Origin of the sequence: Streptomyces sp. Edi4 (genome assembly GCF_040253615.1) — a bacterium.
Taxonomy (GTDB): domain Bacteria; phylum Actinomycetota; class Actinomycetes; order Streptomycetales; family Streptomycetaceae; genus Streptomyces.
Map to the genome: position 1 here is coordinate 2970125 of NZ_JBEJGY010000004.1, position 25304 is coordinate 2995428.

Below are 25304 nucleotides of genomic sequence, written 5' to 3' on the forward strand. Positions count from 1 at the left end.
AAGGACCCCATGAACGCCGGTAACGCCACGACCACCGGGACCGCCGCGAACCCAGGGACCGCCGCGAACCCCGGGACCGCCGGGAGCCCAGGGACCACCGCGAACCCCGGGACCGCCGGGAGCCGGAAGAGCGCGCACCCGACCGCCGAGCTCCGCGTGGGACTTGTGGGCTACGGCCTGGCCGGCTCCGTCTTCCACGCCCCGCTGATCGCCGCGACCGAGGGCCTGGTCCTCGACACGGTCGTCACCTCCAGCCCTGAGCGGCAGGCGCAGGCCCGCGCCGAGCACGGCGAGCGGCTGTGCTTCGCGGGCAGCCCCGAGGAGCTGTACGACGCGGGGCTCGACCTCGTCGTGATCGCCTCGCCCAACAAGACGCACGTGCCGATCGCGACCGGCGCGCTCAAGGCCGGCCTTCCCGTCGTCGTGGACAAGCCGCTGGCCGGCACCGCGGCCGAGGCGCGCGAGCTCGCCGCCCTCGCCGAGGAGCGCGGTCTGCTGCTCTCGGTCTTCCAGAACCGCCGCTGGGACAACGACTTCCTGACCCTGGAGCGGCTGCTGGCGGACGGCGAACTCGGCGAGGTCCAGCGCTTCGAGTCACGCTTCGAGCGGTGGCGGCCGCAGCCCAAGGGCGGCTGGCGCGAGTCCGGTGACCCGACGGAGATCGGCGGGCTCCTGTACGACCTGGGCAGCCACGTCGTCGACCAGGCGCTCGTCCTGTTCGGCCCGGCGCTGCGCGTCTACGCGGAGGCCGACGTGCGCCGCCCCGGCGCCCAGGCCGACGACGACACCTTCATCGCGATCACGCACGCGAACGGCGTCCGCTCCCACCTGTACGTCAGCGCGACCACGGCCCAACTCGGCCCGCGCATGCGCGTGTTGGGCTCCTCGGCGGGTTACGTGAAGTACGGGCTCGACCCGCAGGAGGCGGCCCTGCGCGAGGGCAGGCGTCCCTCGGCGGACGAGCCGTGGGGGGTGGAACCCGAGTCGCTGTGGGGCCGGGTCGGCAGCGGAGACTCCCCGTTGACCGGCGGCGGATGCCCCGTGCCGACGGAGCCCGGCGACTACCCGGCGTACTACGCGGCGATCGCCAAGGCCCTGCGCGAGGGCGGCGAACCGCCGGTCACCGCGCACGAGGCGGCGGCCGCCCTCGACGTCCTGGAGGCGGCCCGGCGCTCGGCCCGCGAGGGCGTGACGGTGGAGGTGGCGCTGTGAGGGCACGGGACACGACGACGCACCCGGAGCCGGCGGGCGGCGCCCCCGCCGGCTCCGCCTCCCTGAGCGGCGTGGCCGGCACCGGCACACCCGGGGACGACGTGGCCGCCCTCGAAGCCGAGCAACAGCGCCTGACGCTGCGGCAGTTCACGTACGAGGACGCCTGGGAACTCGGGATGCTCCTGCGCGCGCTCGCCGTCGAGCGGAACGCGCCGGTCGTGATCGACGTACGGCACGGCGCCCGTACGGTGTTCCGCTGCGCGCTGCCCGGGTCGAGCGCCGACAACGACGCCTGGATCGACCGCAAGCGCCGGGTCGCCGAACGGTACGGGGCGCCGTCCTTCCTGGTCGGCGCCCGGTTCAGGGCCAAGGGCACGACGTTCGAAGAGGGGTCGCGCCTGGACCCCGACTCCTACGCCGCGCACGGGGGTTCGTACCCGGTGACGGTCGAGGGCGTCGGGGTCGTCGGGACGGCGACGGTCTCGGGCCTGCCCCAGGCGCAGGATCACGCCCTGGTGGCCAGGGCGCTCGGCGAACTGCTCGCCGGCACCCGGCCACGGCGGGACGGGTCCTAGCGTTCTGGCCTTCTGGCCTTCTGGCCTTGTGGCCTTGTGGCCTTCTGGCCTTCTGGCCTTGTGGCCTTGTGGCCGGGGTCTGGCCTTCTGGCGTCCTAACCCAGGCCCTTGGGCTTGCGGGTCACGACATAGGTGACGCCGCCGGCCGCGACGAGGGCCACGGCGAGTCCGCCGTACAGGACCATCGTGTCGGAGGGCGTACCGGTGTCGGGGAGCTCACCGCCGCCGTTGCTCCCGCCGTCCGTGCCGTACCCGCCGGAGTCGCTGCCGCCGGAATTCCCACCGGAATCCCCACCGGTGGTGCCGCCGTTCGTGCCACCGGTGTCACCGCCGGTGTCGCCGCCGTTCGTGCCACCGGTGTCACCGCCGGAGTTGCCACCGTTCGTGCCACCGGTGTCACCGCCGTTCGTGCCGCCCGTGGTTCCGCCGGTGGTCGTCTCCTCGGAGTCCGTGGGGCTCGGGGTCGGAGTCGGCGGCTCGGGGGTCGGAGTGGGCGGTTCGGGGGTCGGAGTCGGAGGCTCGGGGGTCGGAGTCGGCGGCTCGGGGGTCGGAGTCGGGGGTTCGGGAGTTGGCGTAGGAGGTTCGGGGGTCGGAGTGGGGGGCTCCGGTGTGGGAGTGGGGGGTTCCGGCGTGGGCGTCGGAGGCTCCGGTGTGGGGGTCGGGGGCTCCGGCGTCGGGGTGGGCGGGGTCGGTGAGGGCTCCGGCTCCTCGCCCCGGCAGCTGGGCAGGTCCCCGTTGAAGGGATAGGCGTGGAACTCCTGCCCGCCCCCACCCCCCACCACGGAGGTGTGGATGAGCGAACCAACCGTGAAGAAGCGCCCGTTGACGCCGGGCAGCGTGACCGTGGTGGTGCTGTCGGCGTTGCCGACCAGAACGCTGCCGGAGAACTGCCCGCTGCCGCGCAGCCGGACCGTCCCGGCGTCGGGGAAGTTCCACAACAGCCGGTCGCGCAGAGCGGGCGGGAGCGTACCCATGTACGTGTTGATCTCGCGCGCCTCACCGGTGAGGTTGACCAGGACGGTGGCCCCGGCGGGGATCCCGGTGAACAAGTACCCCTGCGCGCCGCCGCCCGAGGAGATGAGGTCGAAGTCGACGTTGAACACCTGGATCGCGGACGTTCCGTCGCCGGTGAACAGCGTCTCGTTGCCGTTGTTGCGCGCGGTGCCGGTGGCAGGCCTCGGCTTGCCGTCCACGTAGGCGTAACAGTGGCTGGCTGCGGCGAGGCTCGGCCTGAGCCGGGCGTACGGGGCGGCCGCGTCGTCGTCCTGCACGGCCCGGGGCCGGACGGTGCCGCTGAGCGCCCCGCCGTGGCGTACGACGCCGAAGGTGGACCCCTCTTCGGCGAGGAGGCGTTGGCCGGGGGCGACAGTGACGTCCTTGCCGGTGGTCAGGAAGTCGGTGCCGTTGTCCGGCGGCACGCGGGAGCCGACGCCGGCGACGCCGACGTTGTAGATCTGGGAGACACCGGCCGCCTTGTGCTGGTCGAAGTTGCCGAGGACGACGACCTTTCCCTCGGCCTCGGCGGCGGCCTGCCGCACGAGGAAGTCCCCGCCGACGAAGATGTTGATGTTGTTGTCCCGCCCGGCGAGCGGCCCGTTGTTGTGATCGGGGTAGACCACCGGACAGTTGCTCCCTTTGCAGGGCCCGAGCCCGTCGGGCAACGGATCGGCGACCCCGAGCGTGGCCAGGGCCCCGACGACGACGGACGCCCCCACGACAACGGCCGAGGCAGTGGCCGCCCTTTTCCGAATTCCTGCCGCATTTCGCATTTACGCAATATGCGAAATTTGCCACGCGTATCCCCTGAGACACGCACGGAGGCGCCCCATCCGGCGCAGGACCAGAACATCCCGGCCGGACGCCATGCCCCCCCCGGGGCCGGAAGAAGACGAGCCGCAAGCCACCCACAGGCGGCCACCTACGCCAACCCGGCAGAACGGGCAGGCGGGCACCACGACCACCGGCCGCCGCGAGCCGGCGAAACGCACACCACCCACAGGCGGACGCCTACGCCAACCCGGCCGCACGGGCAGGCAGGTCACCGCAGGCGGGCGCCACGACCACCGGCCGCCGGAAGCCGACGAAACGCACGCCCCCACAGGCGGACGCCTACGCCAACCCGGCCACACGGGCAGGCTGGTGGGAAAGCCCGGCCCGCCGCAGGCGGGCGCCGCGTCCACCGGCCACCGGCCACCGGCCACCGGCCACCGACCACCGACCACCGACCACCGGCCGCCAACGAGACACAAGCCACCCACAGGTGGCCACCTATGCCAACCCGGCAGAACGGGCGGGCGGGTGGGAAAGCCCGGCCCGCCGCAGGCGGGCGTCGCGACCACCCACCGCCGGGAGCCGGCGAAACGCACGCCACCCACAGGTGGCCGAACCCGCCAACCCGGCCGCACGGGCGGGCGGGTGGGCAAGGGCAAGGGCCGCAGGCCCAAGCCCCCCACCCCCACCCCCAACCCCGCTGGAAGCGCTACGCCCCCTTCAACACCTGCCGCTGCCGCCCGAGCCCGGCAACCTCAAGCTCCACCACGTCCCCCTCCCGGAGGTACGGCTTGGGCTCGGCCTGCCCCATGGCCACCCCCGCAGGCGTACCCGTGTTGATGACGTCCCCCGGGTACAGCGTCATGAACCGGCTGACGTACCGCACGACCTCTGCCACGGAGAAGATCTGCCCCGCCGTCGACCCGTCCTGCTTCAGCTCGCCGTTGACCCAGAGCCTCAGCGACAGCGCCTGCGGGTCGGGCACCTCGTCCCGGGTGACCAGCCACGGCCCGAGCGGGTTGAACGTCTCGCAGTTCTTGCCCTTGTCCCACGTGCCGCCGCGCTCCAGCTGGAACTCCCGCTCGGACACGTCGTGCGACACCGCGTACCCGGCGACGTACGCCAGCGCGTCCTCGTCCTCGCCCACATACCGCGCGGTGCGCCCGACGACGATGGCCAGCTCGACCTCCCAGTCGGTCTTGACCGACCCGCGCGGCACGAGCACCGTGTCGTCGGGCCCGACCACCGTGTCGGCCGCCTTGAGGAAGACGACGGGCTCGGCGGGCGTCGCCGCGCCGGTCTCGGCGGCGTGGTCGTGGTAGTTCAGCCCGATGCACACGACCTTCCCGATCCCCGCCACCGGCGGCCCGACGCGCACCCCGGCATCAGCGAGCGCGGGCAGCACCCCGGCGCCGGCCGCGGCCCGTATCCGGTCCAGGGCGAACTCGTCGGCGAGCAGGTCGCCGTCGATGTCCGTCACCAGGCCGGACAGGTCCCGCAGGGTCCCGTCGGCGTCGAGCAGCGCCGGACGTTCCGCACCGGCGTCGCCTACGCGCAACAGCTTCATGGTCAGTCTCCCTATGGTCGAGCGGGGCCCGGCCGATGGGTAGCGGCCATCGGAGGATCGTCCGATCCTCCAAGGCGGCAGTCCACTCCGCAAGACCCCGTTCACGTACTGGACCGTAACCAGGGCGGCACGTGCTAGGCGGCGAGTGCCGCCGTGGCGGGCGCGGGCAGCATGTGCTGGTAGAGAAAGGCCCGCTCGACGGCGGTCCAGGTGGTGCTGGTCACGACGTAGAGCGCGGCGGCGAGGGGCACCACGGCGACCGTGAACAGGGTGCCGAAGGACAGCAGCGGCATGAACTTGCTCATCGCCGCCATCCCCGGCACCGCGTCCTGCCCGCCCGGCGCCACGACGGGGCTGGCCGCCATCTGCCGCTTCATCCGCCGGTAGTTGAAGGTGGCCACGGCCCCGACGACCGCGAACAGCGCGACATACACGAGCCCGCGCGCGCCGAAGAACCCGCCGTGCGCGAGCGCGTCCGCCCAGTGCCCGCCGAGCGGCGCCTGGAAGAGGGTGTGGTCGAGCAGACCGTTGGCCCTGCCGCCGATCTCGGTGCTGGAGAACAGGTGGTAGAGCAGGAAGAACGCGGGCATCTGGAGCAGCCCCGGCAGACACCCCGACATCGGCGACACCTTCTCGGCGGCGTGCAGCTCCATGACCGCCTTCTGGAGTGCCTTGCTGTCCTTGCCGTGCTTCTCCCGCAGCGCGGTGATCTGCGGCTTCAACCTGGCCTGCGCCTTGTGACCCCGCGCTGCCTGCCGCGACAGGGGGTGCACAGCGAGACGTACAAAAGCAGTGAAAAGCATGATCGCGACGGCCGTCGACGCACCGTGGAAGACCGGGTCGAGCAGACCGGCGAGGTGTTCGGTGAGGTTCGCGAAAGCGCTGAAAAGGGGCGTGAACATGCGGAAGCCCTCCGGGGCGTCTCGTCAGGGATGACACGTGGGCGCACGTGTGTGACGTGCGGATGCGCGTGCGGTGACGAGCCGGCGGGGCGACGCAGAGCAGCCAGGAAGCCAGAAGGCCAGGAGGCTAGGAAGCGCTGGTGGGGGTGCGGATGCCCCTACGCGGCCGTCAGGGCGAGACGGCCGGGCGCTCGGGGCCTGGGCCGCCCGGAGGCGTCGGGATCGCGCTGCGGCAGGAAGGCGGTACGCCGTTCCCGGTCGCGGATCGCGGTCCGCACCCGGGTGCGCGCCACGGGCACCGCGCGCGAGGCGAGCGTGGCGCACACGGCGAGCGCGGAGCCCACGGCGGCGGTCGCGGCGAGCGCGACGGCGGCGGAGAGCGTGCCGCCCTCGACGAGGACGGCCTGGGCGAGCACGAGGAGCAGGAAACCGAACAAGGGCCGGGCGAGCCGTGCGCACCGCGCGATGACTCCGCTCATGCCGCCCGCCCTCCTTCGGTCACTCGTTCAGCCGCGTATGTCCTTCCCGTTATACACGACCCCCCGGGCGCGACCCCGTTGAGGGACGGCCCCGTTGCGGGGCGGCCCCGGGCGGACGGCCCCGGGCGAGCGGCCCCGCGCTTCCGGCCCTGCGCTTCCGGCCCTGCGCTTCCGGCCCTGCGGGGGACGGCCGCCCCATCCGGGCCACCTCGTCCGGGCCACCACCCCGCCCAAGCCGCCTCACACCCGAATGTCGTCGAACTCACCGAACGGATCGCGGGCCAGGACGTCCTCGCCCACCGGCTCCGCCTCCTTCGGCCCGGCGTACGACAGCGCGAGCGTCACCGCGAGATTGAGGCCGAGCGCGACGATCCCCGCGTTCACCCCCCACACCGGATCGTGATCGGTGAACACGAACCCGCAGACCGTCCCGACCCCCACCGCGAGCCCCACGAGCCCGCCCACCAGCGTCACCCTCCGCCACACGAGCCCCAGTAGCAGCAGCGGCAGGAGCTGCGCCATCCCCTCGTAGGAGATGAGTGAGAGCCGTACGAGGGTGTTGGGCACGGTGTACGTCATGAGCAGCGCCAGCGCCCCCGCGACGACCACCACGACCTGCGAGGCCGCCTTCTGCCGCGTCCGGAGCCGGGGTACGAGCGAGAGCACGCTGCGCCCCCACATCGTGCCGATGACCAGCATGAACACCGCCATCGGCACGATCGAGGACAGGGCCGCGGCCACGCCGATGAGCCCGACGGTCCACGCGGGCAGCGAGTCCACGACGAGTTTGAAGAGCGCGAGGTTGGAGCCGGCGCCCACCAGCCCCGGCACGACGAAGACCGCCGCCATGCCGAGCAGCATGGGCACGAAGAGCAGCACGTTGTAGGCGGGCAGCAGCATGGCGTTGCGCCGCAGGGTGTCGGCGCTGCGGGCGCCGAGGTAACCGGCCACCGTGGTCGGGAAGATGACGACGGTCAGGGAGTTGAGGACGGTCGTCGAAGCGAACCACGCCTGCCCGAACACCCCGCCGTGACCGGGAAGCGTCAGCCAGTCGCTCTTCTCGCTCACGATCCGGTCGAAGAAGTGCCCGTACCCGTCGAAATAGTGCAGCGGTACATAGATCGCCAGGAGGGCCAGGGTGACGATGACGAGCACGTCCTTGAGCACGGACACCCAGGCACTGCCGCGCAGCCCGCTGACCACCACGAACCCCGTGGTGACCGCGAAGGCAAGGAAATAGGCCCAGTCGAGCGAGATCGCGCCGTAGGAGATGGTCGAGACGACCACGCCCATGCCGGTGATCTGCAACTGGATGTACGGCAGCAGAAAGACGGTGGCGAGCAGCGCGACCAGCGCCCCCAGCCAGGGCCGCCCGTACCGGTGGGCCACCATGTCGGTGATCCCCACCAGGCCGTGCTTCTTCGCGTACGCCCAGAGCAGGGGCCCGACCACGTACCCCACGGCGTAGCCGCACGACATGTAGGCGACCACGTACAGCACCGGGGCGCCGTAGTTGTAGCCCCAGCCCGCGGCACCCAGATAGCTGAAACTGGTGTAGCTCTCGCCGGCCATCAGGACCCAGATGAACACGGTCCCAAGGCTCCGCCCGCCGACGGACCACTCGGCGAGCCCGCCCCCTCCTTCGGCCCTTCGGCCACGGACGGCGAGCAGCCCGAGTGCGACCGTGCCGACCATGAAGGCGCCGAAGATGGTCGTGGCGACGGCGGCGCTGCTCATCGCTCGCCCCCCGCCGCCGGTGCCGGCTTCGTTGCCGCCGCCGCTGCCGCTGCCGCGCGGGCGCGACGGTCGCCCCGCCAGGTGAACCAGATGGCGAGCGGCGTCAGCAGCGTCGCGATCAGCAGCCACAAGAAGAGGAAGGGGAGCCCGAACACCACGGGCCGCACCTTGTTCACGAAGGGCAGCGCCCCCAGGTAGAGCAGGTAGGGCACCCCGAGCCAGAGCACATGAGATCGACGACGACGCATACCCGAACGCTAGCGCGGCCGGCTCGACGTCAACTTGCCCCACACAACCAGGCGGTAGGTGGAGGTGAACTCGGGCGTACAGGTGGTGAGTGTGAGGTAGTGCCCGGGCGCGCTGTACCCGTACGAGGGCTTGACATCACTATGGGGAACGGCCGCTATGGTTCCGCCGTCGCGCGCCGAGGTCTGGGGCAGCACGGAATCGACAACGTACGTATAGACGGCGTCCCGCGTCTCCACCACCACCTCGTCCCCCGTCCGCAGCTTGTCGAGGTGGCGGAAGGGCTCCCCGTGAGTGTTGCGGTGCCCGGCGAGCGCGAAGTTGCCCGCCTGCCCCGGCTGTGCGCTCCCCGGATAGTGCCCGACGTACCCCTTGTCCAGGACGCCGGCCTTACTGATCCCCTGCGCGACGGGCGCGGTGATGCCGATCCGGGGGATCCGGATGACGGCGTACGCCTGGTCCCCGCGCGGCGCGCCGCCACCTCCGCCGCCGGAGGACCCGACCCCGGCGGCCGGGCCGCCCCGGTCGACGGACACGTGCCCATCGCCCGCGCTCCCCTGACCGGTCCCGCCCTCCTGACCGATTGCGCCCCCTTGACCGCTTACGTCACCCTGACTGTTTACGTCCCCCTGCCCTGCCGCGAGCCCGGTGGCCGCAGGCCCCCGCCCAGCCGCTCTCCACGTCTCCTCCAGGGAGTGGACCGTGCGGCCGGCCTCGGCGCGCGCCTCCCGGTTGGTCCACCACAGCTGGTGCGCGACGAGCAGCAGGACGACGAGCCCAAGAGTCACGGCGGCCTCGGCCCCGGCCCACAGCCCCCGCACCCCCCACCCCCGCCACCCGGACCGAGCCACCCGGACCCGCCGCCACCGGCGCCGGCCCGCCCAGCGCCGCCACCCCCGCCGAGCGGCCACCCGAACCCGCCACCCGCGCCCGCCCCGCGCCACCACCGGCATCCCTGTGCGCACGGCCGCAGGGTAGGTGGCGCGCCCGCAACCCACCAGCCCCGCGACGCGACGGCCCGAACGTGCCGGGCCCGAACATTGCCGGGCTCCACGCGACGCCCCGAACGTGCCGGGCCAGAGCTGACGGCCCGAGGCGACGGACCCGAACGTGCCGGCCCCACGCGACGGCCGGACGCGACGGACCCGACCCGAGGCGGCGGCCCGAGACAACGGTCCCGACGTGACGGACCCGAGGCGACGGACCCGAACGTGACGGATCCGACGTGACGCACTCGCCCCCCAGCCTCCCAAGCACCCTCCGTCGAGCCCCCGTACAGCAGTACGGTGTCCCTCATGCGCCCCGACACGCCTGCCGATCACACTGCCGAAGCCGAGCGTCTGCTGCGCACCGCGGCCCAGTACCCGGAGGACCACGAGCCCCTGCTGCTGCGGGCCGCGGCCCACCTGGAACTCTCGGGTGACCGCCCCGGGGCCACGACGCTCTACGACCGCCTGCTGTCCTCGTCCGCGAAGGTGGACCACCCCCACCTGGTGAAGGCGTTCAAGGCGGCGAACCTGTGGGAGTACGGCCACGAGCCGGAGGCACGCGCGATCATCGACGGCATCCGGGCGGCGGCGCCGCTGGACCCGGCGGCCTGGGAGATCGTCGCCGAAACGCTGGAGGCCCACGACGAACTCGACCTGGCCCACGCCTCGCTGACCACCGCGCTGACCCTGCTGGGCGTCGCGGAGGCGTCGGTGGACCGCACGGGCATCCCGTACAGCACCCAGTCCCTGCTCGCCACCCGGCACCGGGTGCGCCGCCTGCTGGCCCTGCCGCACGACACGTGGGACACCCTGGCCGACGAGCTGCACACCGCGCCGATCTCCCTGGACGAACTCCACGACCCCAAGCGCCTGTGGTCCCTCGGCTCGGAGGACCCGGCGGAACTCCGAGCCGAACTGGCCCGCCTGCGCGCGGAGTTGGGCCACTACCGACTGGCCCTGTCCCGCCCGTTCCCGGTCGCGGTCCTGCACTGGCCGGAACCCGAACTGGACGAACTCCTCACCGCGTATCCCGAGCTCCAGTCCGAATACCCCACCCACACGGCCCACTTGCTGGACATCGAGGCCTCTCTGCGCGAACTGGCGGCCGCCGGCACCCCCAACCTGGGCATCGTGACGGCCACGGTCCCCTCCTACGAAGCCTTCGCCGCCTCGGAATCCTCCTCCCCCGCCAACGCCGACCTCCTCCCCCAGTACGCCACCACCCTGGCCGCCCGAGGCCGAGCAGTCCCCTGGCCCCCAAGCCGCGGCGCGGACTGCTGGTGCGGCTCGGGAGTCAACTACGGGGACTGCCACGGCGCGCAGTGACCCCGGCCTCCCCTGACAGAATGCCCGCCATGTCCGACGCCGTCCCGTCCTCCCCCTCCGTCTCGGCCCGCATGAGCCGCCAGGGCTCCCGCGACACCACTCCGGAGCTGGCCGTACGCAAACTGCTTCACGCGGCGGGCATGCGTTACCGCGTGAACGTCCCGGTCCCTGGCATGCCCCGCCGCACGATCGACATCGCCTTCGGTCGAGCCAAACTCGCGGTCTTCATGGACGGCTGCTTCTGGCACGGCTGCCCTCAGCACGCCACCCACCCGAAGGCGAACGCAGAATGGTGGCGCACGAAGCTGGACAGGAACATGGCCCGGGACCGCGAGACGACGGAACACCTGGCCGCAGCCGGCTGGACGGTCCTCCGATTCTGGGAGCACGAATCTCCGGAATTCGTTGCCCGACTCGTGGCCGAGGCGGCAGAAAAAGCCACCATTTCCAAAGCAGAAGGAAAATAAACGAGGCCGGCGGCGTCTGCGCCCACCGGCCTCGCGCATTCCCACGGCACCCACATGCGGGAATCGATCATCACGCCTCGGCCAATTCCACCTTCCGAGGAGCAGGAACATCAGCCTGCAAGTAAGGCTTCAGATGCATCGCGATGGCCTTGGCCAGAACGGGGGGCACGGCGTTCCCGATTTGTCGCGCGATTTCGATTTTACTACCGCACCACAGGAACTCATCAGGAAACGTTTGCAGCCTGGCAGCTTCACGGTGAGTGATAGGCCTATTGACCCGGTTCTCCGCATCGTTGGCATCCCACTGAGGATGTAGATACTGCCCCTTCTCGGGCTTGAAGAACTCCGTGCGGATAGTCAACGACGGGTGATCCCAGCGCATCCGCCCCATGACATCGGTGGTACCTGTCTTCTTCTCTCTCCAGCAACGAGACAGCAAGTGATCCGGGAGGTCGAACCTGCCCCCGCCCGGAGGGATGTGATCGTATCGCTCCAGGGAACGTTCCGTAGGCTTCCTGCCGAGATGGAGATCGACACTCTTGAACGGCCCGGCCACCTTCTTCCCGAAGTACTCTGCAACGACTTTAGGGAGTTCAGTTACATCTGGGGTCTCGGGCAGACCCGCAATGGCGTCGCGCACCGTTTTCCACGGCTCGAGCCCCAAGAGGCCGCTTGGCTCATGCGTCGGCTCAGGCATCGGAATCTTACCGATGCGAGAACCAATGACGATGGTTCGCTTCCGTCGCTGAGGTGCGCCATAATCGGCAGCCAAGAGCAAGTCGTGAGTCAGCTCATACTCGTCAAGAAGGCCGCCCTTTTGGGTCTCCTGAAGCAGGAGCTCAAACTCCGAAGACTTTCGGAAACGGTCTACGTTTTCAATCACGAAGACCTTGGGTCGAGCATGCCGAACGAAGCGGATGTACTCTTTCCAAAGTTGATTCCGCGGATCGTCGACGTCACGTGTGCCAAGGTTTGAGAAGCCCTGGCAGGGCGGCCCGCCGATGATCAGGTCCGCTTCAGGGATGTCCGAATCCGGCACTTCGGCGATGTCACCCCAGCGCATGTGGGGTTCCCCGAAGTTGGCCGCGTACGTCGCAGCGGCCGCCAACTCCCACTCCACTGCCATCACCGGCTTGTACCCCTTGGCGGAGACGAAGCCGGAAGTCATACCGCCGCAGCCGGCGAACAAGTCGATCATGGTGATAGGTCGGGCCATGAGGACAGGTTAGATGGCTCCTCTGACATCGGGGGGCTCAGCAGCCATCACGCCTCCCGTGTGGCGCGCCGGCTACGGCCGCAACTCCTCGTGGTCCCAGGCACGGAAAGGCCTGCCAACAGCTCCTTCCCCACCGTTCCAGCCGCAGCAGCGAGGTGCGGGGAGCCATCACAACTTGACCGTCAGTGACTCCTGTCACTCGTCTCGGCCAGGGCTCGCGCCCCCTCCCGCACAGCTCCTCGCCATGTCATGATCTGCGCCCATGAGCGCAGATGAGGCACTGACCAGAGTCGAGCAGAGACTGCAAGCACTCGCTGCCCGGATCCACGACGGTCAGGAGGGGTACCCATTTGACGATTCCCTTCGAATCAAGTGGCTTGAGACAGCCGCCGAGATCGGAGTGCACGCGGCGGATATCCGGGGCGCCGTTGCAATGGCGAACTCCGAATATGGGCTCAACTCGGGGAAGGCTGCCATTCTGGCGTATTTGCGGTTGCATCTGAACGAGCCGGTTCATGCCCACAGACTTGAAGGCGTCTCGGGCATCGGGGAGTGGGCCCGTCGCGTACGCGAGCTGCGAGTCGAAGAGGGGTGGCCGATCGATTCTCATGTGTCCGACCCTCGCCTGGGCGAAGATTACTACCGACTAAACAACGATTCCCCTGACGCAGAGCTCGCCAAGGCGTGGAAATTGGCGAAAGTGATACGCAAGAAAGATGGATCCGGGAAGTCTCGGGTCCTTGAATACCTCAAGGCCGTAAGCCCGGCGGTCGTCGACAAGGAGCGCCTGGCCTACGTAGCCAGAATCCAGGAGTGGCCGCGCCGCATGCGCGAGCTGGATGAAGAAGGATGGAAGATCGTCTCGAACGTCGACGACTCTTCGCTGGCTCCGGGTAGCTACTATCTTGAAGACCTGACGCAGCGCCCACCACGCGCTCGCCAAGCCATCAAACAACGCCATGCAATTCTTGAGCGCGACGGAAAGCGCTGCAAAGACTGCGGCAATGGACCTGACAGTAACGGCATAGTTCTACAGGTGCATCATATCCTACCGGTACACCTGGGCGGCCAGAACAACGACGACAACCTGATCACACTGTGCCAGAATTGCCATGCAGGTCGACACAGCACCTCAAAATTCGGAGTGCAGGACGAACTTCTTCATCCCGAAAATGAGCCAGACTTGGCTTAGTGGAGTCACCGTAGCAAGGAAGCCAACTGCTCTTCGCTCGCTCAAGGTCTCTCACTGATCTCAGCTTCAAAGTGCATCCATGCGTGATCCAGAGCGCCATCCGGATCGCGCCCGTGCGAGCGGAGCCAGTGGAGGAGGTCGGCGATCACGTCGATGGCCGCCTCCTCCGCGACGGCCACACCCACGCGACCGGTCGAAGCTTTGACGTTGGCCTCGAAGCAGTACAAAGACAGCAGCAGTTCGGCCCTCTCCGCCCGCAAGTCTTCAATGTGATCCTTTTCGGAGTGAAGGCCCGTCGCCAGTTCACACCAGGTGACCTTCCTGTCCGCGCGAAGCACTACTCCCCAGCGTTCCGACAGCGCCTCCACAAGCACCAGCCCTCGTCCCGACTCGTCATCAGTCCCGGCCTCCCGGCGAGTTGGTAGCGCGCATGCAGCCGGATCGATCACCTCGATGCGCAGGGACCTTCCACTCATGGACACGGCAAGCGTCGTGGGGGTCTGCCGTCCCACATGCGTGATCACATTTGTCACGAGTTCCGTCGCGCACAGCTGAGCGGGCTCGACGAGGTGCGGCAAGCCCCACACAGTCAAATTGCGGCGCACGATGCGCCTCAAGTCCCCCAGTCCCTCCGGCTCCGCCATGAACGGAAGGTCCCACGCCTTCCGATCGATCCCGAATCGGCACTTCTCCATCACAGCCGCCCTTGCCCAGTCGCCCATGTTTGCCCGTGCAGCGTGCAGTCCGACGCTTCTTCAGGTTGCCAGTGAAACTCTCAATTTGGAACTCTCACAAGCGACTTGTAGGTGTGAACGACAGACATACGCGCCCCCGGCGTGCGCTGCCTTGTACCGACCGGGGTGTGCCAGGCACGCTCAGGGAGATCGACATGAAGGGCCACCACCATGGCAGTTGGGCCAACTACTCGCAGGCGCCAGCTCGGCGCCGACCTACGTCGCCTCCGTGAGCACAAGGGGCTCACTCTGGAGGAGGCCGGCGCACTCGTCAGCGTCTCCAAAGCCACTCTGAGTCGCTACGAGACCAAGGAAGGGGCGGTCAAGTGGCCGACCGTAGAAGCTCTGTGTCGCGCATACGGCGCCACCGACGAAGAACGTAGAACGCTTGTTGAGTTGGCCAAGGGCGCCAGGATTCAAGGTTGGTGGCGATCGCTCGCCGACCCCATCCCGGAGTCCATGAACCTGATGTTGACCCTGGAGGACGAGGTCGTCCGGGAGGATCACTACGCGTGCATGTACGTTCCCGGGCTTCTGCAGACACGCGCGTACGCCGAGGCCGTCCATCGGGCATCGGAGATGCGCTGCACCGAGCAGGAGATCGCGCACATGGTGGACATCCGCATGAAGCGCCAAGAGCTCCTCGTCCGTGACGATGCTCCGCACATCTGGGCGGTGGTCGATGAAGCGGTCATCCGCCGCATGGTCGGGGGCAAAGAGGTCATGCGGGAGCAGTTGAATCACCTGCACGCACAGTCCAGACAGCCGCAAGTAACCGTGCAGGTCCTGCCGTTCGCCCAGGGAGCGCACGCTGCCGCCGTCGGTAGCTTCGTGATCCTGGGTGGACCGACGCCCGAGCTCGACGTCGTGTACGTGGACATCATCGGCGGCGGCCTCTTCATGGAGAAGCCTGAGGAGTTGGACCGCTATAAATTGGCGTTCCAGTACCTGAGCGCCCAGGCGTTGGACATTGAGACGTCGGCCGCGCTCCTCGATCGGGCCCGCAGGGAGCTTTGATGGATCAGCACGACATTCGCTGGGTGAAGTCCTCGTACAGCGGTGGTAGCGGGACCGAGTGCGTGGAGGTCGCGCGCATCCTGGCGCGTACGGCGGTGCGCGACTCGCAGCGGCCTGCTGGGCCACGCATATCCTTCGGCACCTCCACGTGGGCCACTTTCGTGCGGGCCCTCCGCCAGGATGCCGTCTGAGGAGGCACCCGGGTGCGGCGCATACCAGGGCCCCCGAAGCCGCGCCCGACCCCCGCGCTAGCCTCGGGAAAAACCGCACCTCAGGAGGCACACCATGGCGAAGGTTCCCGCGACTGTTATCGCGGCCGGCGGGCTCATCGGGGGCTACGGGGTTGCCCGGTGGACCAAGAAGCGGCCGCTCGGCGGGGTGGCGCTCGCTGCCGCCGGGGCGCTGGCGGCGCGGCAGTGGCAGCAGGCTGCCGGGACCAAGGCGGCCGTCGGGCTGACCGGGGCCTACGTCGCCGCGTTCGCCGGGTCGCATCCGCTGGCCAAGAAGGTCGGCGCGTGGCCCTCCGTGTTCGGCGTGGCCGGCGCGGTCGCCGTGGCCTCATGGGCCGTGACGCGCAACTCCGCCGCATAGGCGTCACTGGGCGCTGACGGGGGGCGCCCCGGGGCACCCCAAGCGGCGGCCCGGGCAGTGCCGGAAACTCTTCCGCCGCGCTGAGTTGAACGGAGTCCGCTCCCGGTCCGTACTCAGGAGCAACTCCCCCCAGTGGTCGGGCGCATGGCCGTACGGCAGGGACAGACAAGGCCGGTCATGCGCCCGGCGGGGAGGGAGCCGCCCCGTACGGGAGTTTTGTCCCGTACGGGAGTGGTCCAGGTCGGGGCCTGCCACGCCTGGGGCCACACAACGCGGGTGGTTGCGGGGCCCTGGCCCCGTAGACCTCGCTCCCAGAGTCCGGACCACGCATCCGTGCGCCCGCGCCGGCGCCCACCTCGGCCACCTCCACGCCGCGCGCCCGAGCCCCCACCGCACCCCGATGCCGACGCCCGCAGCAAACCCGCGCCCCCTCACCCCCCCACCGCGTGCGACACCGTATAGATCAGCAGCCCCGCCAACGCGCCGACCACCGTGCCGTTGATCCGGATGAATTGCAGGTCGCGGCCGATGTTCGCCTCGATCTTGCGGGATGTGTCGTTCGCGTCCCACGAGGCCACCGTGTCCGTGATCAGTGAGGTGATCTCCGCGCGGTACGTCGACACCACGTACGCCGCCGCGTCCTCGAGCCAGCCGTCCAGCTTCGACTGGAGGCGTGGGTCCGTCGTCAGGCGGGTGCCGAGGGAGAGCAGGGACGCCCGCGCGCGCCGGCGCAGTTCGCTGTGGTCGTCCTCCGCCGCCGCGATGATCATCGAACGCACCGAGGACCACGCCGAGGCGATGATGTCCTGCACCTCCCCACGGGCCAGGATCTCCGACTTGAACCGTTCCACCCTGGTCCGCGTCTCCGTGTCCGACTGGAGGTCCGCCGCGAAATCGGCCAGGAAGCGGTCGAGCGCGCCCCGGGCCGGATGCGCCGGCATGTCGCGCATCTCCGTCACGAAGCGCAGCAATTCCTTGTAGACGCGCTCGCCCACCTTGCGGTCCACGAAGCGCGGCGTCCAGCCGGGCGCGCCGCCCTGCACCGCGTCCATCACCGAGTCCCCGTGCAGCACCAGCCAGTCGTGGGCCCGCACGCACACCAGGTCCACGGCCTTGCGGTGGCTGCCGTCCGCGACGATCCGCTCCAGCGTCTTGCCCACGCCCGGCGCGATCTCCGCCGCGTCCGCCCGGCGCGTGATGGCCTCGCCCACCACCGCCTGCACGTCGGCGTCCCTCAGCACCGTCAGGGCGCCGCGCAGCGCCGTGGCCAGTTCCGAGGTGACCCTGTCCGCGTGCTCGGGCTCCGCGAGCCAGGTGCCCAGGCGCTGCCCGATCCCCAGCGCGTGCAGGCGGGTGCGTACCACCGCGGCCGACAGGAAGTTCTCGCCGACGAACGTGCCCAGGGACGCGCCGAACTGGTCCTTCTTGTTCTGGATGATCGCCGTGTGCGGAATGGGCAGGCCCAGCGGGCGGCGGAACAGCGCCGTCACCGCGAACCAGTCCGCAAGCGCGCCCACCATGCCGGCCTCGGCCGCCGCCGCGACATACCCCGCCCAGGCGCCCGCCCCCGTACGGTCCGCCCAGGTCGCGAGCGCGAAGACCACCGCGACCAGGATCAGCAGACCGGTCGCCGTCGCCTTCATCCGGCGTACGCCCCGGCGCTTCTCCTCGTCCGCCGCCGTGTAGGCGAAGGCCGAGGAGAGGGGTCCGCCCGGGCCGGTCCCGGCCCCCGCCGCCTCGGCACCCGGGGCCGCCGCGGCACCCCGGTCCGCCCCGGCACCCGGTCCCGTCCCGGCCGCCGCCCCCACCGCGCCCGGCGTCTGGGGGCCGGGTTCCTCGGACCCCGTTCCCGTACGTTGCATGCGCTCCACCGTTCTCACCGGAAGCGGCCTTCCCCGGCCGACGTCGTGCTCTCCATGTCGTACTTGCCGTGCTCTACATGAAGTACTCACGGGGTGCGCGATCAGTTCCCGTACGGCCCCGTACGTGCGTACGTCCACTCGTTCGGGTGGGGGCGGAGAACGGCCGGCCCGGGCCGGAGCCCCGAGCCGGAGCCCCTGGCCGGTGCGGGCGCGGGGTGTGCCGCCCCGGTCACCTCAGTTCCTTCCGGCCCCCGTCCCCCTCCTCCCCCCTCTTCTCCAGCCGCATCCGCTCCTTCTGCGCCTTGCGCAGCTTGCGGTCCACGCCGATTCCGCCCATCAGGGCGAACGCCACGATCGTCACCTTCGGGGAGCCCGGCGTGCCCACGCCGTTGGCCTTGCCGCCGTCCACTCCGCCCATCAGGCCGAAGCCCTTGACCTGGACGTTCAGCTCCGGCGGTACCGTCACACCCATCCCGCCCATGATCGTGAAAAGCCGCAGCACCGTCTCGCGGTCCTCGAAGCGCGCCTCGCGCAGGTCGATCTCGCCGCCGCCCCACATCGCGAACGCCGTGAACTTCTTCGCCACCGTCCACTCGCCCTTACGGGAGAAGCCGCTCCAGAAGGCGAAGCCTCCTTTGGAGGTCGGCGCGTGGCCGATGCGCGAAGGCCAGTGGACCTCCGCGTCGTCCCGCGTCGCGCGCGGCACCGCGAGGTCCGGCCCGATGGCGCCCGGCGCCGGCAGGTCGCGCACCAGCGGCTCCAACTCCCCATGTGTACGCGCCTTGTAGGCGGCTTCGAGGCGCTGCTCGAACTCCTCCATGTCGAGCCGCCCCTCCGCCATCGCCTCCCGCAGCGATTCCGCGACACGCTCGCGTTCCGCGTCCGAAGCGCGCATCTCCGGCAGCCCACCCGCTGGTTCACTCGTCATGGGCGAAGCCTAGTGAAGTCCCCGCCCCATGGCGCTGGGGGTGTGGGGTGCGGGGATGCGGGGGGGGTACCGCAGTGCGGGGGCGCCGGCCCGGCTCACGGCGGGGAGAGCGGGGCGGGCTCGTCCGGGGAGCCGTCGGCGCCGCCGTCCGGCGCGTACAGCATGCGCGCGATCACCGCCTCGATGTCGGGTTCGCGGATCGACAGGTCCACCAGCGGATATGTCTCGGCGATGTGCGCGACCAGTGGCGCGGCCGACGCCGACGCGGGGAAGGCGAGCCACTGGCGCGGGCCCTCGACCTTCACCACGCGGGCGCCCTCGGCCCGCACGGGGGGCAGTTCGCGCTCCAGGTCGACCACCAGGGTGCGTTCGCCCTCGCCCGCCTCGTGCAGCCCCGCGAGCGCCCCGTCGTACATGAGGCGGCCGTGATCGATGACCATCACCCGCTCACACAACTGCTCGATGTCGGTCAGATCGTGCGTGGTGAGCAGGATGGTGGTGGCGCGTTCGGCGTTCAGGTCGCGCAGGAACTGCCGCACCTTCGCCTTGCTGATGACGTCGAGGCCGATCGTCGGCTCGTCGAGGTAGAGCACGTCCGGGTCGTGCAGGAGCGCAGCCGCGATGTCGCCGCGCATGCGCTGACCCAGGGAGAGCTGGCGTACGGGTACGTCCAACAGGTCCCCCAGGTCGAGGAGTTCCACGCACCGGTCCAGGTTTTCGCGGAAGCGGTGGTCGGGGATGCGGTACATGCGGTGGGCCAGGCGGTAGGAGTCGTACAGCGGCAAGTCCCACCACAGCGTGGTCCGTTGGCCGCAGCAGTATTGCAAACGATGTGATCAATGTTACAATAAGTAACAGGAGATCACGCAGTGCAATCACAACCGAACATCATTGAGCGCGTCCAACGGGGCGACTTGACCGGCCTTCACATCGCCGGATTGGTTCGGCTCTCCTTCGAAACCCACCCTGACCGTGAAACGTCCGGTCCTCCGATGACCGGTGGGGACATCAACAACCGCGACGAACAAGAGGCGTTCTGCCGCAAGTACGTCGAGTCGCGCGGCGGAACGTACGTCGGCACGTACGACGAGCCCGACACCTCGGCGTGGAAGAAGAAGCGCATCAAGCAGGAGGACGGAAGCTACATCTACCGCGTCATCCGCCCTGTGTTTGAAGGGATGCTCAGTGACCTCAAGAAGGGGTCTACTGAGTCGGCGCACTTCACCCCGGCCGATGGGTTCGGTAAGACCACGGCTGTTGACGGCTCGGTGGTCTATGACATCGACCGTCTCACCCGAGACCACCGTCACCTTGAAGACGCGATCGAGGTAGTGCAGTACTACCACCGTCCCATCCTCGACATCCGAGGCTCGCTCGACCTACTGACCGACAACGGTCGGTCTGCGGCGCGCTACGTCCTGAACGCCCGCGCCAGTTCCTCAACCGACACGTCACGCCGGTTGAGGGACAGCCATCTTTCGCGCGCAATGCGGGGCATCCCCGTAGGTGGCAACCGTGCGTTCGGATGGGCGGAAGACAAGCGCACCATCGTTCCGCGCGAAGCCTGGCAGATCCGGGCGGCGGCAAGGTTGCTGCTAGCTGGTGTGAAGGCGTCCACCATCATCCGCAAGTGGAACAAGGCTGGGAAGCGCACCACCAAGGGCAACCCGTGGAGCCGAAGGACGTTCGTCCTCATGATGACGTCGCCCCGCGTAGTGGGGTACCGGGTCTATGGCCCGATGGATCAGCCGCACCACACGCGCTATCTCACCAACGACCAAGGCCACCCGGTGAAGGGTCAGCACGAGGCCATTCTCGATGAGCACACCTGGCACTCAGTTGTGGCGCTCCTCGCAGGCCCCGACCGTCCGGAAGGACACGCGGACATCGGGAAGCTGAAGTACATGTTGTCGCGCATCATCCGGTGCGGGAGCTGTGGCAACAAGATCTCAGGCAACGCCAAGCCGAACAACCGCTTCGACTACGCCTGCAAGGTCAACGACGGAGGGTGCGGTAAGGCGTGCGGTTCCGGCATCGCCATTGATGCCATCGTCACCAAGCTCATCCTTGCTCGGCTGGAAGAGCAACACATCGAGGTGGAGCCGCAGCCGTGGCAGAAGGCGGAAGAACTCACCGCTCTCAACGCGGCAAAGGCAGGCTTGCTGGCTCAGTTCAAAGAGAACCCCGACATGGGGCCGCACATCTGGCCGGAAGTACGGAAGAAGGAAGCGGCTATCGCCGTGCTCGTTAAAGAGCGCGCGGCCTACGCCAAGAAGAACGCCAAACCCAAGTCAACGAACATGGTCGAGACGTGGCCCGATTTGGAAGTCGAGCAGAAGAACGCCATCGCAGCCGAGTTGTTCGAGGCCATCATCTTGATGCCAGCCACCAAGGGCAGCAACCGCTTTAATCCCGAGCGTCTCCAGGTGGTGTGGCACCAAGGATAGTGGCAATACGCTCAACTTGAGTGGGTCGGAGTTCAGGGGCATTTTGCAACTGAGCTTCGATCCATTTTTTTTCTACGGTTACACGCGCACTCGAACCATCCTTGGTTGGCTGGTTCTTCCTCGATGCCGGCGTGCGTTGTAGGTCAGTAGCTTTCATGCATTTATCTCTGCTTCAATTATACAATAGAACCCAGAATTTAAGACAGTGAAGTCGAGCCGTTGCCAATTTCACCATATTAAACCTACGCATGATATGCGTAAATAGATGACGGCTGTGAATACACGGCTAAAGTCCAACCAGCGGAGCAGAAATGGCAATCGTGAGTCGCAAGGTATCTGACCTGACTGGTCAGGAAGGTACCGACGCGGAGTTCGCAACGGTGGTGGTGCGTCAGCACCCCTCCATCGACCAGCCGAAGGCGCTGGACGTGCTGGCCACTGAGGCCGAGCAGTTCAAGGAGATCGGTGACCTGGTGGTCATCGAGGTCTCCATGCCGAACGGCTCCAAGAGGGACGTCGCCATGAAGCGGGCGGACTTCGACAAGCTGGCCCCCGACATGAGCGAGGTTCTGAAGAACGCTCGTGGCACGAGGGGCCGCGTTCCGGGAACCCGAGTCGGCAACGGCAACGGGTAACCCCAAAAACTCCGCTTCCTACCAACGCTCCCGGTAGTTGAGGCGGAAACCCTGTCCCGGCATCCAGCCGGGGCAGGGGCTTTTTTATAGAGGTAAGTTCACGCACCCTTATCACTGTTGTTTTTTCCACCCTATGCAAAACGCATTGAAAATGTCATAAATACGTTTGGCTCTTCAGTCAAAGAAGACGAATCGGGACGGGTATGCCGCAAGGCACGCCCGTCCCTTTTTTGTCCGCTCGTTAAAAACCCGAAACTAGTAGTGGAAATGGTGAAACAACGCATGTGCCAATCAAAGCGCACACCAGTCATGCTGACTCTGTTCAGCTTGCTGGTTTCGCTCCTGGTGCTCGTTCCTACGGGAACGGCCAACGCGGCGGAGTCAATCCCGCCGCTCCAGTGGCCCGCACCGACCATCGGCCGCATCGACGACCCCATCGTCAGCACCAACGGTGACATCACGCTGCCGTGTTCAACCACGGACGCGGGAAGCGACCTGACGACCTACAACGCCTCCGGGCAGGTAGTTCGCCAGATCTCGCGAACCTCCGTCATCGACGGAGTCACCAACTGCCTCAACGCGCCGATCGCCGACAAGAACGGCGACATCTACGGTGTGCCGTTCGGCAAGGACGCCAACAACAACTCGGTGAGGGGGGCCAACCTCCTCGCGTACACCGGGAACACCCTCAAGTGGAAGTACCCGCTCAACTGCGGGATCGACCCGAACCCGTCGTACGCGGTGGGTGCCAACGGCAACATCTACTCGACCGCACGGTTGAGTGATGGCGTTCACCTCATCGGGCTCACGCCCGGGGTGGCCGCCGGCCAGACCGCACCGACCAAGGTGCTGGACGTCAAGATCTCGAACGATTGCAGCATGATGCTCCGTACCTACAAGGACGGGATCGTGCTGCATGGCCAGTCGAGCGGAAACGCCTGGTACTACAGCTACAGCGGCAAGTTTCTCGGTCAGGCCACCACTGGTGATGTCTGGTACGAGAAGCTGAACGCCGAGGGTCAGTTGTTCGTCGCGTCTTACGTGTCGGGCAGCGGATTCCGTGGCATCAGTGTCTCGCGCTACGACCCCACCATGGGCGCCGTGAAGTGGGCGGTCTCGGCTTCGCAGCCGCAGGCCGACACCAACGGCGTCCAACTGTTTCCCACTCCGGGAGGCGGTGTGGTCGCCCTGACCACCGAACAGCACATGATCTCCGACGGAGTCCCTGCCACGCCGAAAACGTGGGAAAGGCGACTCGTCACCATCAACGCCAGCGGCCAGAAAGTCAGGTCGGTCCTCCTCCCTGACACCTACGCCAACGGCACATACGGCGGCACCTACCTCACCGCCGAGAGTGGCGGGAAGGTGGCTGTCGTCCGCGAGTTGAACGTCAACACTGGTCTCAGCTACCCGGCCACCGTGCCCGGTATCTTGGTGCAGACGTACGATCCCGTGAACAACACGTATCCGTACCAACAGGCGATCCTGGGTGACCCGAACGCAACACCCCAGCCCTACGGATACGCGCTAGACACCTCGTCGGGGCAACCCGCCAACGCCGTCGCCAACACCCTGTACGTCAGGGCACGGTGCAGCGGCAACTGCGGGAGCATCACCAGGAAGCTGTTCGCCCTAACGGTGAACGGCGTCGGTACGAACTACCCGCAAGGGCCCGTGATCACGGCGAACACCGCGACACAGCCCGTGCCACGTTCGTACGTCGCACTCGGTGATTCCTTCTCTTCTGGAGAGGGAGACCCGCCGTTCGTGGACACAACGGCCTGCAACCGCAGTGCCGTTGCGTATCCGCGAGTCAACGGGTTGAACCCGAACCTCACCCTGCAACTGGACAAGTTCGTCGCGTGCTCCGGCGCGCAGACGACTCACGTCCTCAACGGATGGAACGACAGCACACACTACGAACCGTCACAGGTCAGTGCGCTGTCGTCAGGAAGCCCGAAGGTCGCCACCATCACCATCGGTGGGAACGACATCTTCTTCACGGACTTCGCCAAGGCGTGTGTCCTCGACACCTGCAACTTCAGCAGCGCCAAGTACAACACGTCGCTGAACGCGATCAACAACACGCTCGGAACGAGCCTGACGACCACCTACAAGAAGCTCCTGGAGGTCACCAAGACTGCCGGAACCAAGGTGTACGTGCTCGGCTACCCCCAGGTGATCGCCAACAAGACGATTACCGATCCGGGTGACGCCCGATGCCCGTACATGTACGAGAGCGTCCCGGTGGCATCCGGTCGCTACTGGGAAGACGCGCGAGCTGCGCGTGACATCGTCACCAAGCTCAACACGAAGATCAGCGACACCGTGAACGCGGTGCGGGCGCTCGACGCCGACAACCAACGACTCGTGTTCGTCTCGGCAACGGGAACGAACTCCCCGTTCGCCGGGCACGAAGTGTGCGGCACGGGTGAGTCCTACTTCAACAACGTCGACCAGGCCCTGAACGGCCTCGCCTACGTGTTCCACCCCAACGAGAAGGGCCAAGCGGCCTACGCTCAACTGGTTCGCCAGGCGATCGGGGAGTAGTACCACAAGCACAGAATGAACTGAAGAGCCAACGGCCCCCAGTCCTTCGATCCGCCAGCCAGGCGGAACGGGACTGGGGGCCTTCTTCAATTTAAAGATTGTTCTTTTGTTGCGTCCTGATAAACTATTAAGTATATGGCAAGTAAAACACAATCAACCAAAGCGAAAAAGGGCAATACAAAACCCCTAGAAACCTTTAATAGTACGCCGCTCTACTTAAGAGTGATCGCGGTCGCAGTTTTGGTAGCCCTTATAACCTGGCTCGCCTTCTTTAGAGCAGATCAACGCTACAGCGCAAATACTGACGAGGTGAAGAGTCGCATCCAGACAGCGCTTGAAGCTACTCAATTACCGGGTAAGCAGCTCGCTTCAACTACGGTAGATCAAGGTTGTGACAGTGGAAGCTCGGTCGGTCTTTCGACCCGAATCGAGTGTTCAATGGAAGGCTATAAATACTTTGAAATAACCGGAGACAAGAAAGCGACGCTCTCACTCGCCAACACAAAGCTTGAGTCCCTAGGGTTTAAGAAGTTTACTGATAATGACTACACGCACCAGGTACTCGATGGCACCAGAGGAGGGGACGTTGATTATTCGAAGCAACACACGACTGCTCGCATTGGCTGGTCAACGTGGCCAACGAGCGTCAATGGCCCGGAATCTAGTGCTATCACCGACGCACTTATATCGCACCGAATTGGCGCTCCCGCTGACGGAGCAACAGTCGTAGGAGTGACCGTAAAGGAAACATACTGGACGTGTTCCAGCAGCGGATTAGACATCCTCGGAATAAGCTGCATATTCCCTCCGCACTCCGCAAACAAGTAATCCTACTTCTAAATAGCCAAACCACCTTCTGTGC

General features: G+C 67.5%; 23 protein-coding genes and 1 pseudogene. 12 read left to right on the forward strand and 12 right to left on the reverse strand.

Translation table 11 applies throughout. From position 1 onward, the window contains the following. Positions 1-9 precede the first annotated feature (9 nt). On the forward strand, positions 10-1212 hold the full coding sequence (locus ABR738_RS15555) for a Gfo/Idh/MocA family oxidoreductase (RefSeq protein WP_350230576.1): 1203 nt from the start codon (positions 10-12) through the stop codon (positions 1210-1212). A 71-nt stretch (positions 1213-1283) separates the two neighbouring features. Beyond that, positions 1284-1787, forward strand: coding sequence for a heme-degrading domain-containing protein (locus tag ABR738_RS15560; RefSeq protein ID WP_350234590.1), 504 nt, complete (start codon positions 1284-1286; stop codon positions 1785-1787). Positions 1788-1882: 95 nt separating this feature from the next. Here the strand turns inward: ABR738_RS15560 and ABR738_RS15565 are convergent, their stop codons facing one another. The 7 genes from ABR738_RS15565 to ABR738_RS15595 all read right to left on the reverse strand — a co-directional run bounded on the left by ABR738_RS15565 (position 1883) and on the right by ABR738_RS15595 (position 9276). Continuing rightward, a complete protein-coding gene (locus ABR738_RS15565) occupies positions 1883-3406 on the reverse strand; it encodes a choice-of-anchor A family protein (RefSeq protein WP_350230577.1) in 1524 nt (507 codons plus the stop codon). 860 nt (positions 3407-4266) lie between these two features. After that, complete coding sequence (locus tag ABR738_RS15570) at positions 4267-5124, reverse strand: fumarylacetoacetate hydrolase family protein (protein ID WP_350230578.1); 858 nt, start codon at positions 5122-5124, stop codon at positions 4267-4269. Between the two features lie 134 nt (positions 5125-5258). Then, on the reverse strand, positions 5259-6026 hold the full coding sequence (locus tag ABR738_RS15575; protein WP_350230579.1) for a YidC/Oxa1 family membrane protein insertase: 768 nt from the start codon (positions 6024-6026) through the stop codon (positions 5259-5261). A 158-nt stretch (positions 6027-6184) separates the two neighbouring features. Further along, a complete protein-coding gene (locus ABR738_RS15580; protein WP_350230580.1) occupies positions 6185-6505 on the reverse strand; it encodes a DUF6412 domain-containing protein in 321 nt (106 codons plus the stop codon). Positions 6506-6745: 240 nt separating this feature from the next. Next, positions 6746-8242: a sodium:solute symporter family protein gene (locus tag ABR738_RS15585; RefSeq protein ID WP_350230581.1), complete on the reverse strand. Its 1497-nt coding sequence runs from the start codon at positions 8240-8242 to the stop codon at positions 6746-6748. Beyond that, complete coding sequence (locus tag ABR738_RS15590; protein WP_350230582.1) at positions 8239-8490, reverse strand: DUF3311 domain-containing protein; 252 nt, start codon at positions 8488-8490, stop codon at positions 8239-8241. The genes ABR738_RS15585 and ABR738_RS15590 overlap by 4 nt, the downstream gene beginning before the upstream one ends. Positions 8491-8499: 9 nt before the next feature. Then, positions 8500-9276, reverse strand: coding sequence for a class E sortase (locus tag ABR738_RS15595; protein WP_350230583.1), 777 nt, complete (start codon positions 9274-9276; stop codon positions 8500-8502). A 507-nt stretch (positions 9277-9783) separates the two neighbouring features. Between ABR738_RS15595 and ABR738_RS15600 the strand changes: the two genes are divergently transcribed. Continuing rightward, positions 9784-10803 (forward strand): SEC-C domain-containing protein, encoded by a 1020-nt coding sequence (locus ABR738_RS15600; protein ID WP_350230584.1) that lies wholly within the window; start codon positions 9784-9786, stop codon positions 10801-10803. Positions 10804-10832: 29 nt separating this feature from the next. Beyond that, a complete protein-coding gene (locus ABR738_RS15605; protein WP_350230585.1) occupies positions 10833-11270 on the forward strand; it encodes a very short patch repair endonuclease in 438 nt (145 codons plus the stop codon). 70 nt (positions 11271-11340) lie between these two features. Here the strand turns inward: ABR738_RS15605 and ABR738_RS15610 are convergent, their stop codons facing one another. Continuing rightward, on the reverse strand, positions 11341-12486 hold the full coding sequence (locus ABR738_RS15610; protein WP_350230586.1) for a DNA cytosine methyltransferase: 1146 nt from the start codon (positions 12484-12486) through the stop codon (positions 11341-11343). A 262-nt stretch (positions 12487-12748) separates the two neighbouring features. Here ABR738_RS15610 and ABR738_RS15615 point away from each other — a divergent pair, with 262 nt between their 5' ends. Beyond that, complete coding sequence (locus tag ABR738_RS15615) at positions 12749-13678, forward strand: HNH endonuclease (RefSeq protein ID WP_350230587.1); 930 nt, start codon at positions 12749-12751, stop codon at positions 13676-13678. Between the two features lie 41 nt (positions 13679-13719). Here the strand turns inward: ABR738_RS15615 and ABR738_RS15620 are convergent, their stop codons facing one another. Then, positions 13720-14322 carry an ATP-binding protein gene (locus ABR738_RS15620; protein ID WP_350230588.1) on the reverse strand — a complete coding sequence of 201 codons (603 nt, stop codon included), beginning with the start codon at positions 14320-14322 and terminating at the stop codon, positions 13720-13722. A gap of 261 nt (positions 14323-14583) precedes the next feature. Here ABR738_RS15620 and ABR738_RS15625 point away from each other — a divergent pair, with 261 nt between their 5' ends. From ABR738_RS15625 to ABR738_RS15635, 3 genes are all read left to right on the forward strand, one after another. Then, entirely contained in the window at positions 14584-15429 is an 846-nt protein-coding gene (locus ABR738_RS15625; RefSeq protein WP_350230589.1) for a helix-turn-helix domain-containing protein, read from the forward strand. Beyond that, complete coding sequence (locus tag ABR738_RS15630) at positions 15429-15620, forward strand: DUF397 domain-containing protein (RefSeq protein WP_350230590.1); 192 nt, start codon at positions 15429-15431, stop codon at positions 15618-15620. Before ABR738_RS15625 ends, ABR738_RS15630 begins: the two co-directional genes overlap by 1 nt. 94 nt (positions 15621-15714) lie before the next feature. Continuing rightward, positions 15715-16020 carry a hypothetical protein gene (locus ABR738_RS15635; RefSeq protein ID WP_350230591.1) on the forward strand — a complete coding sequence of 102 codons (306 nt, stop codon included), beginning with the start codon at positions 15715-15717 and terminating at the stop codon, positions 16018-16020. Positions 16021-16451: 431 nt separating this feature from the next. Here ABR738_RS15635 and ABR738_RS15640 read toward each other — a convergent pair whose 3' ends face one another. The 3 genes and pseudogenes from ABR738_RS15640 to ABR738_RS15650 all read right to left on the reverse strand — a co-directional run. Then, entirely contained in the window at positions 16452-17882 is a 1431-nt protein-coding gene (locus tag ABR738_RS15640; RefSeq protein ID WP_350230592.1) for a DUF445 domain-containing protein, read from the reverse strand. A gap of 229 nt (positions 17883-18111) precedes the next feature. Further along, complete coding sequence (locus tag ABR738_RS15645; RefSeq protein WP_502964090.1) at positions 18112-18810, reverse strand: DUF1707 SHOCT-like domain-containing protein; 699 nt, start codon at positions 18808-18810, stop codon at positions 18112-18114. A 95-nt stretch (positions 18811-18905) separates the two neighbouring features. Next, a pseudogene (locus tag ABR738_RS15650) lies at positions 18906-19625 on the reverse strand (AAA family ATPase); the annotation flags it as partial. Positions 19626-19679: 54 nt separating this feature from the next. Here ABR738_RS15650 and ABR738_RS15655 point away from each other — a divergent pair. The 4 genes from ABR738_RS15655 to ABR738_RS15670 all read left to right on the forward strand — a co-directional run bounded on the left by ABR738_RS15655 (position 19680) and on the right by ABR738_RS15670 (position 25270). Then, positions 19680-21257 carry a recombinase family protein gene (locus tag ABR738_RS15655; protein WP_350230593.1) on the forward strand — a complete coding sequence of 526 codons (1578 nt, stop codon included), beginning with the start codon at positions 19680-19682 and terminating at the stop codon, positions 21255-21257. 311 nt (positions 21258-21568) lie between these two features. Further along, positions 21569-21892, forward strand: a complete 324-nt coding sequence (locus tag ABR738_RS15660) for a hypothetical protein (protein ID WP_350230594.1) — start codon at positions 21569-21571, stop codon at positions 21890-21892. A gap of 309 nt (positions 21893-22201) precedes the next feature. Further along, on the forward strand, positions 22202-24442 hold the full coding sequence (locus ABR738_RS15665) for an SGNH/GDSL hydrolase family protein (RefSeq protein ID WP_350230595.1): 2241 nt from the start codon (positions 22202-22204) through the stop codon (positions 24440-24442). A 135-nt stretch (positions 24443-24577) separates the two neighbouring features. Further along, positions 24578-25270 (forward strand): hypothetical protein, encoded by a 693-nt coding sequence (locus tag ABR738_RS15670; RefSeq protein ID WP_350230596.1) that lies wholly within the window; start codon positions 24578-24580, stop codon positions 25268-25270. Positions 25271-25304 lie beyond the last annotated feature (34 nt).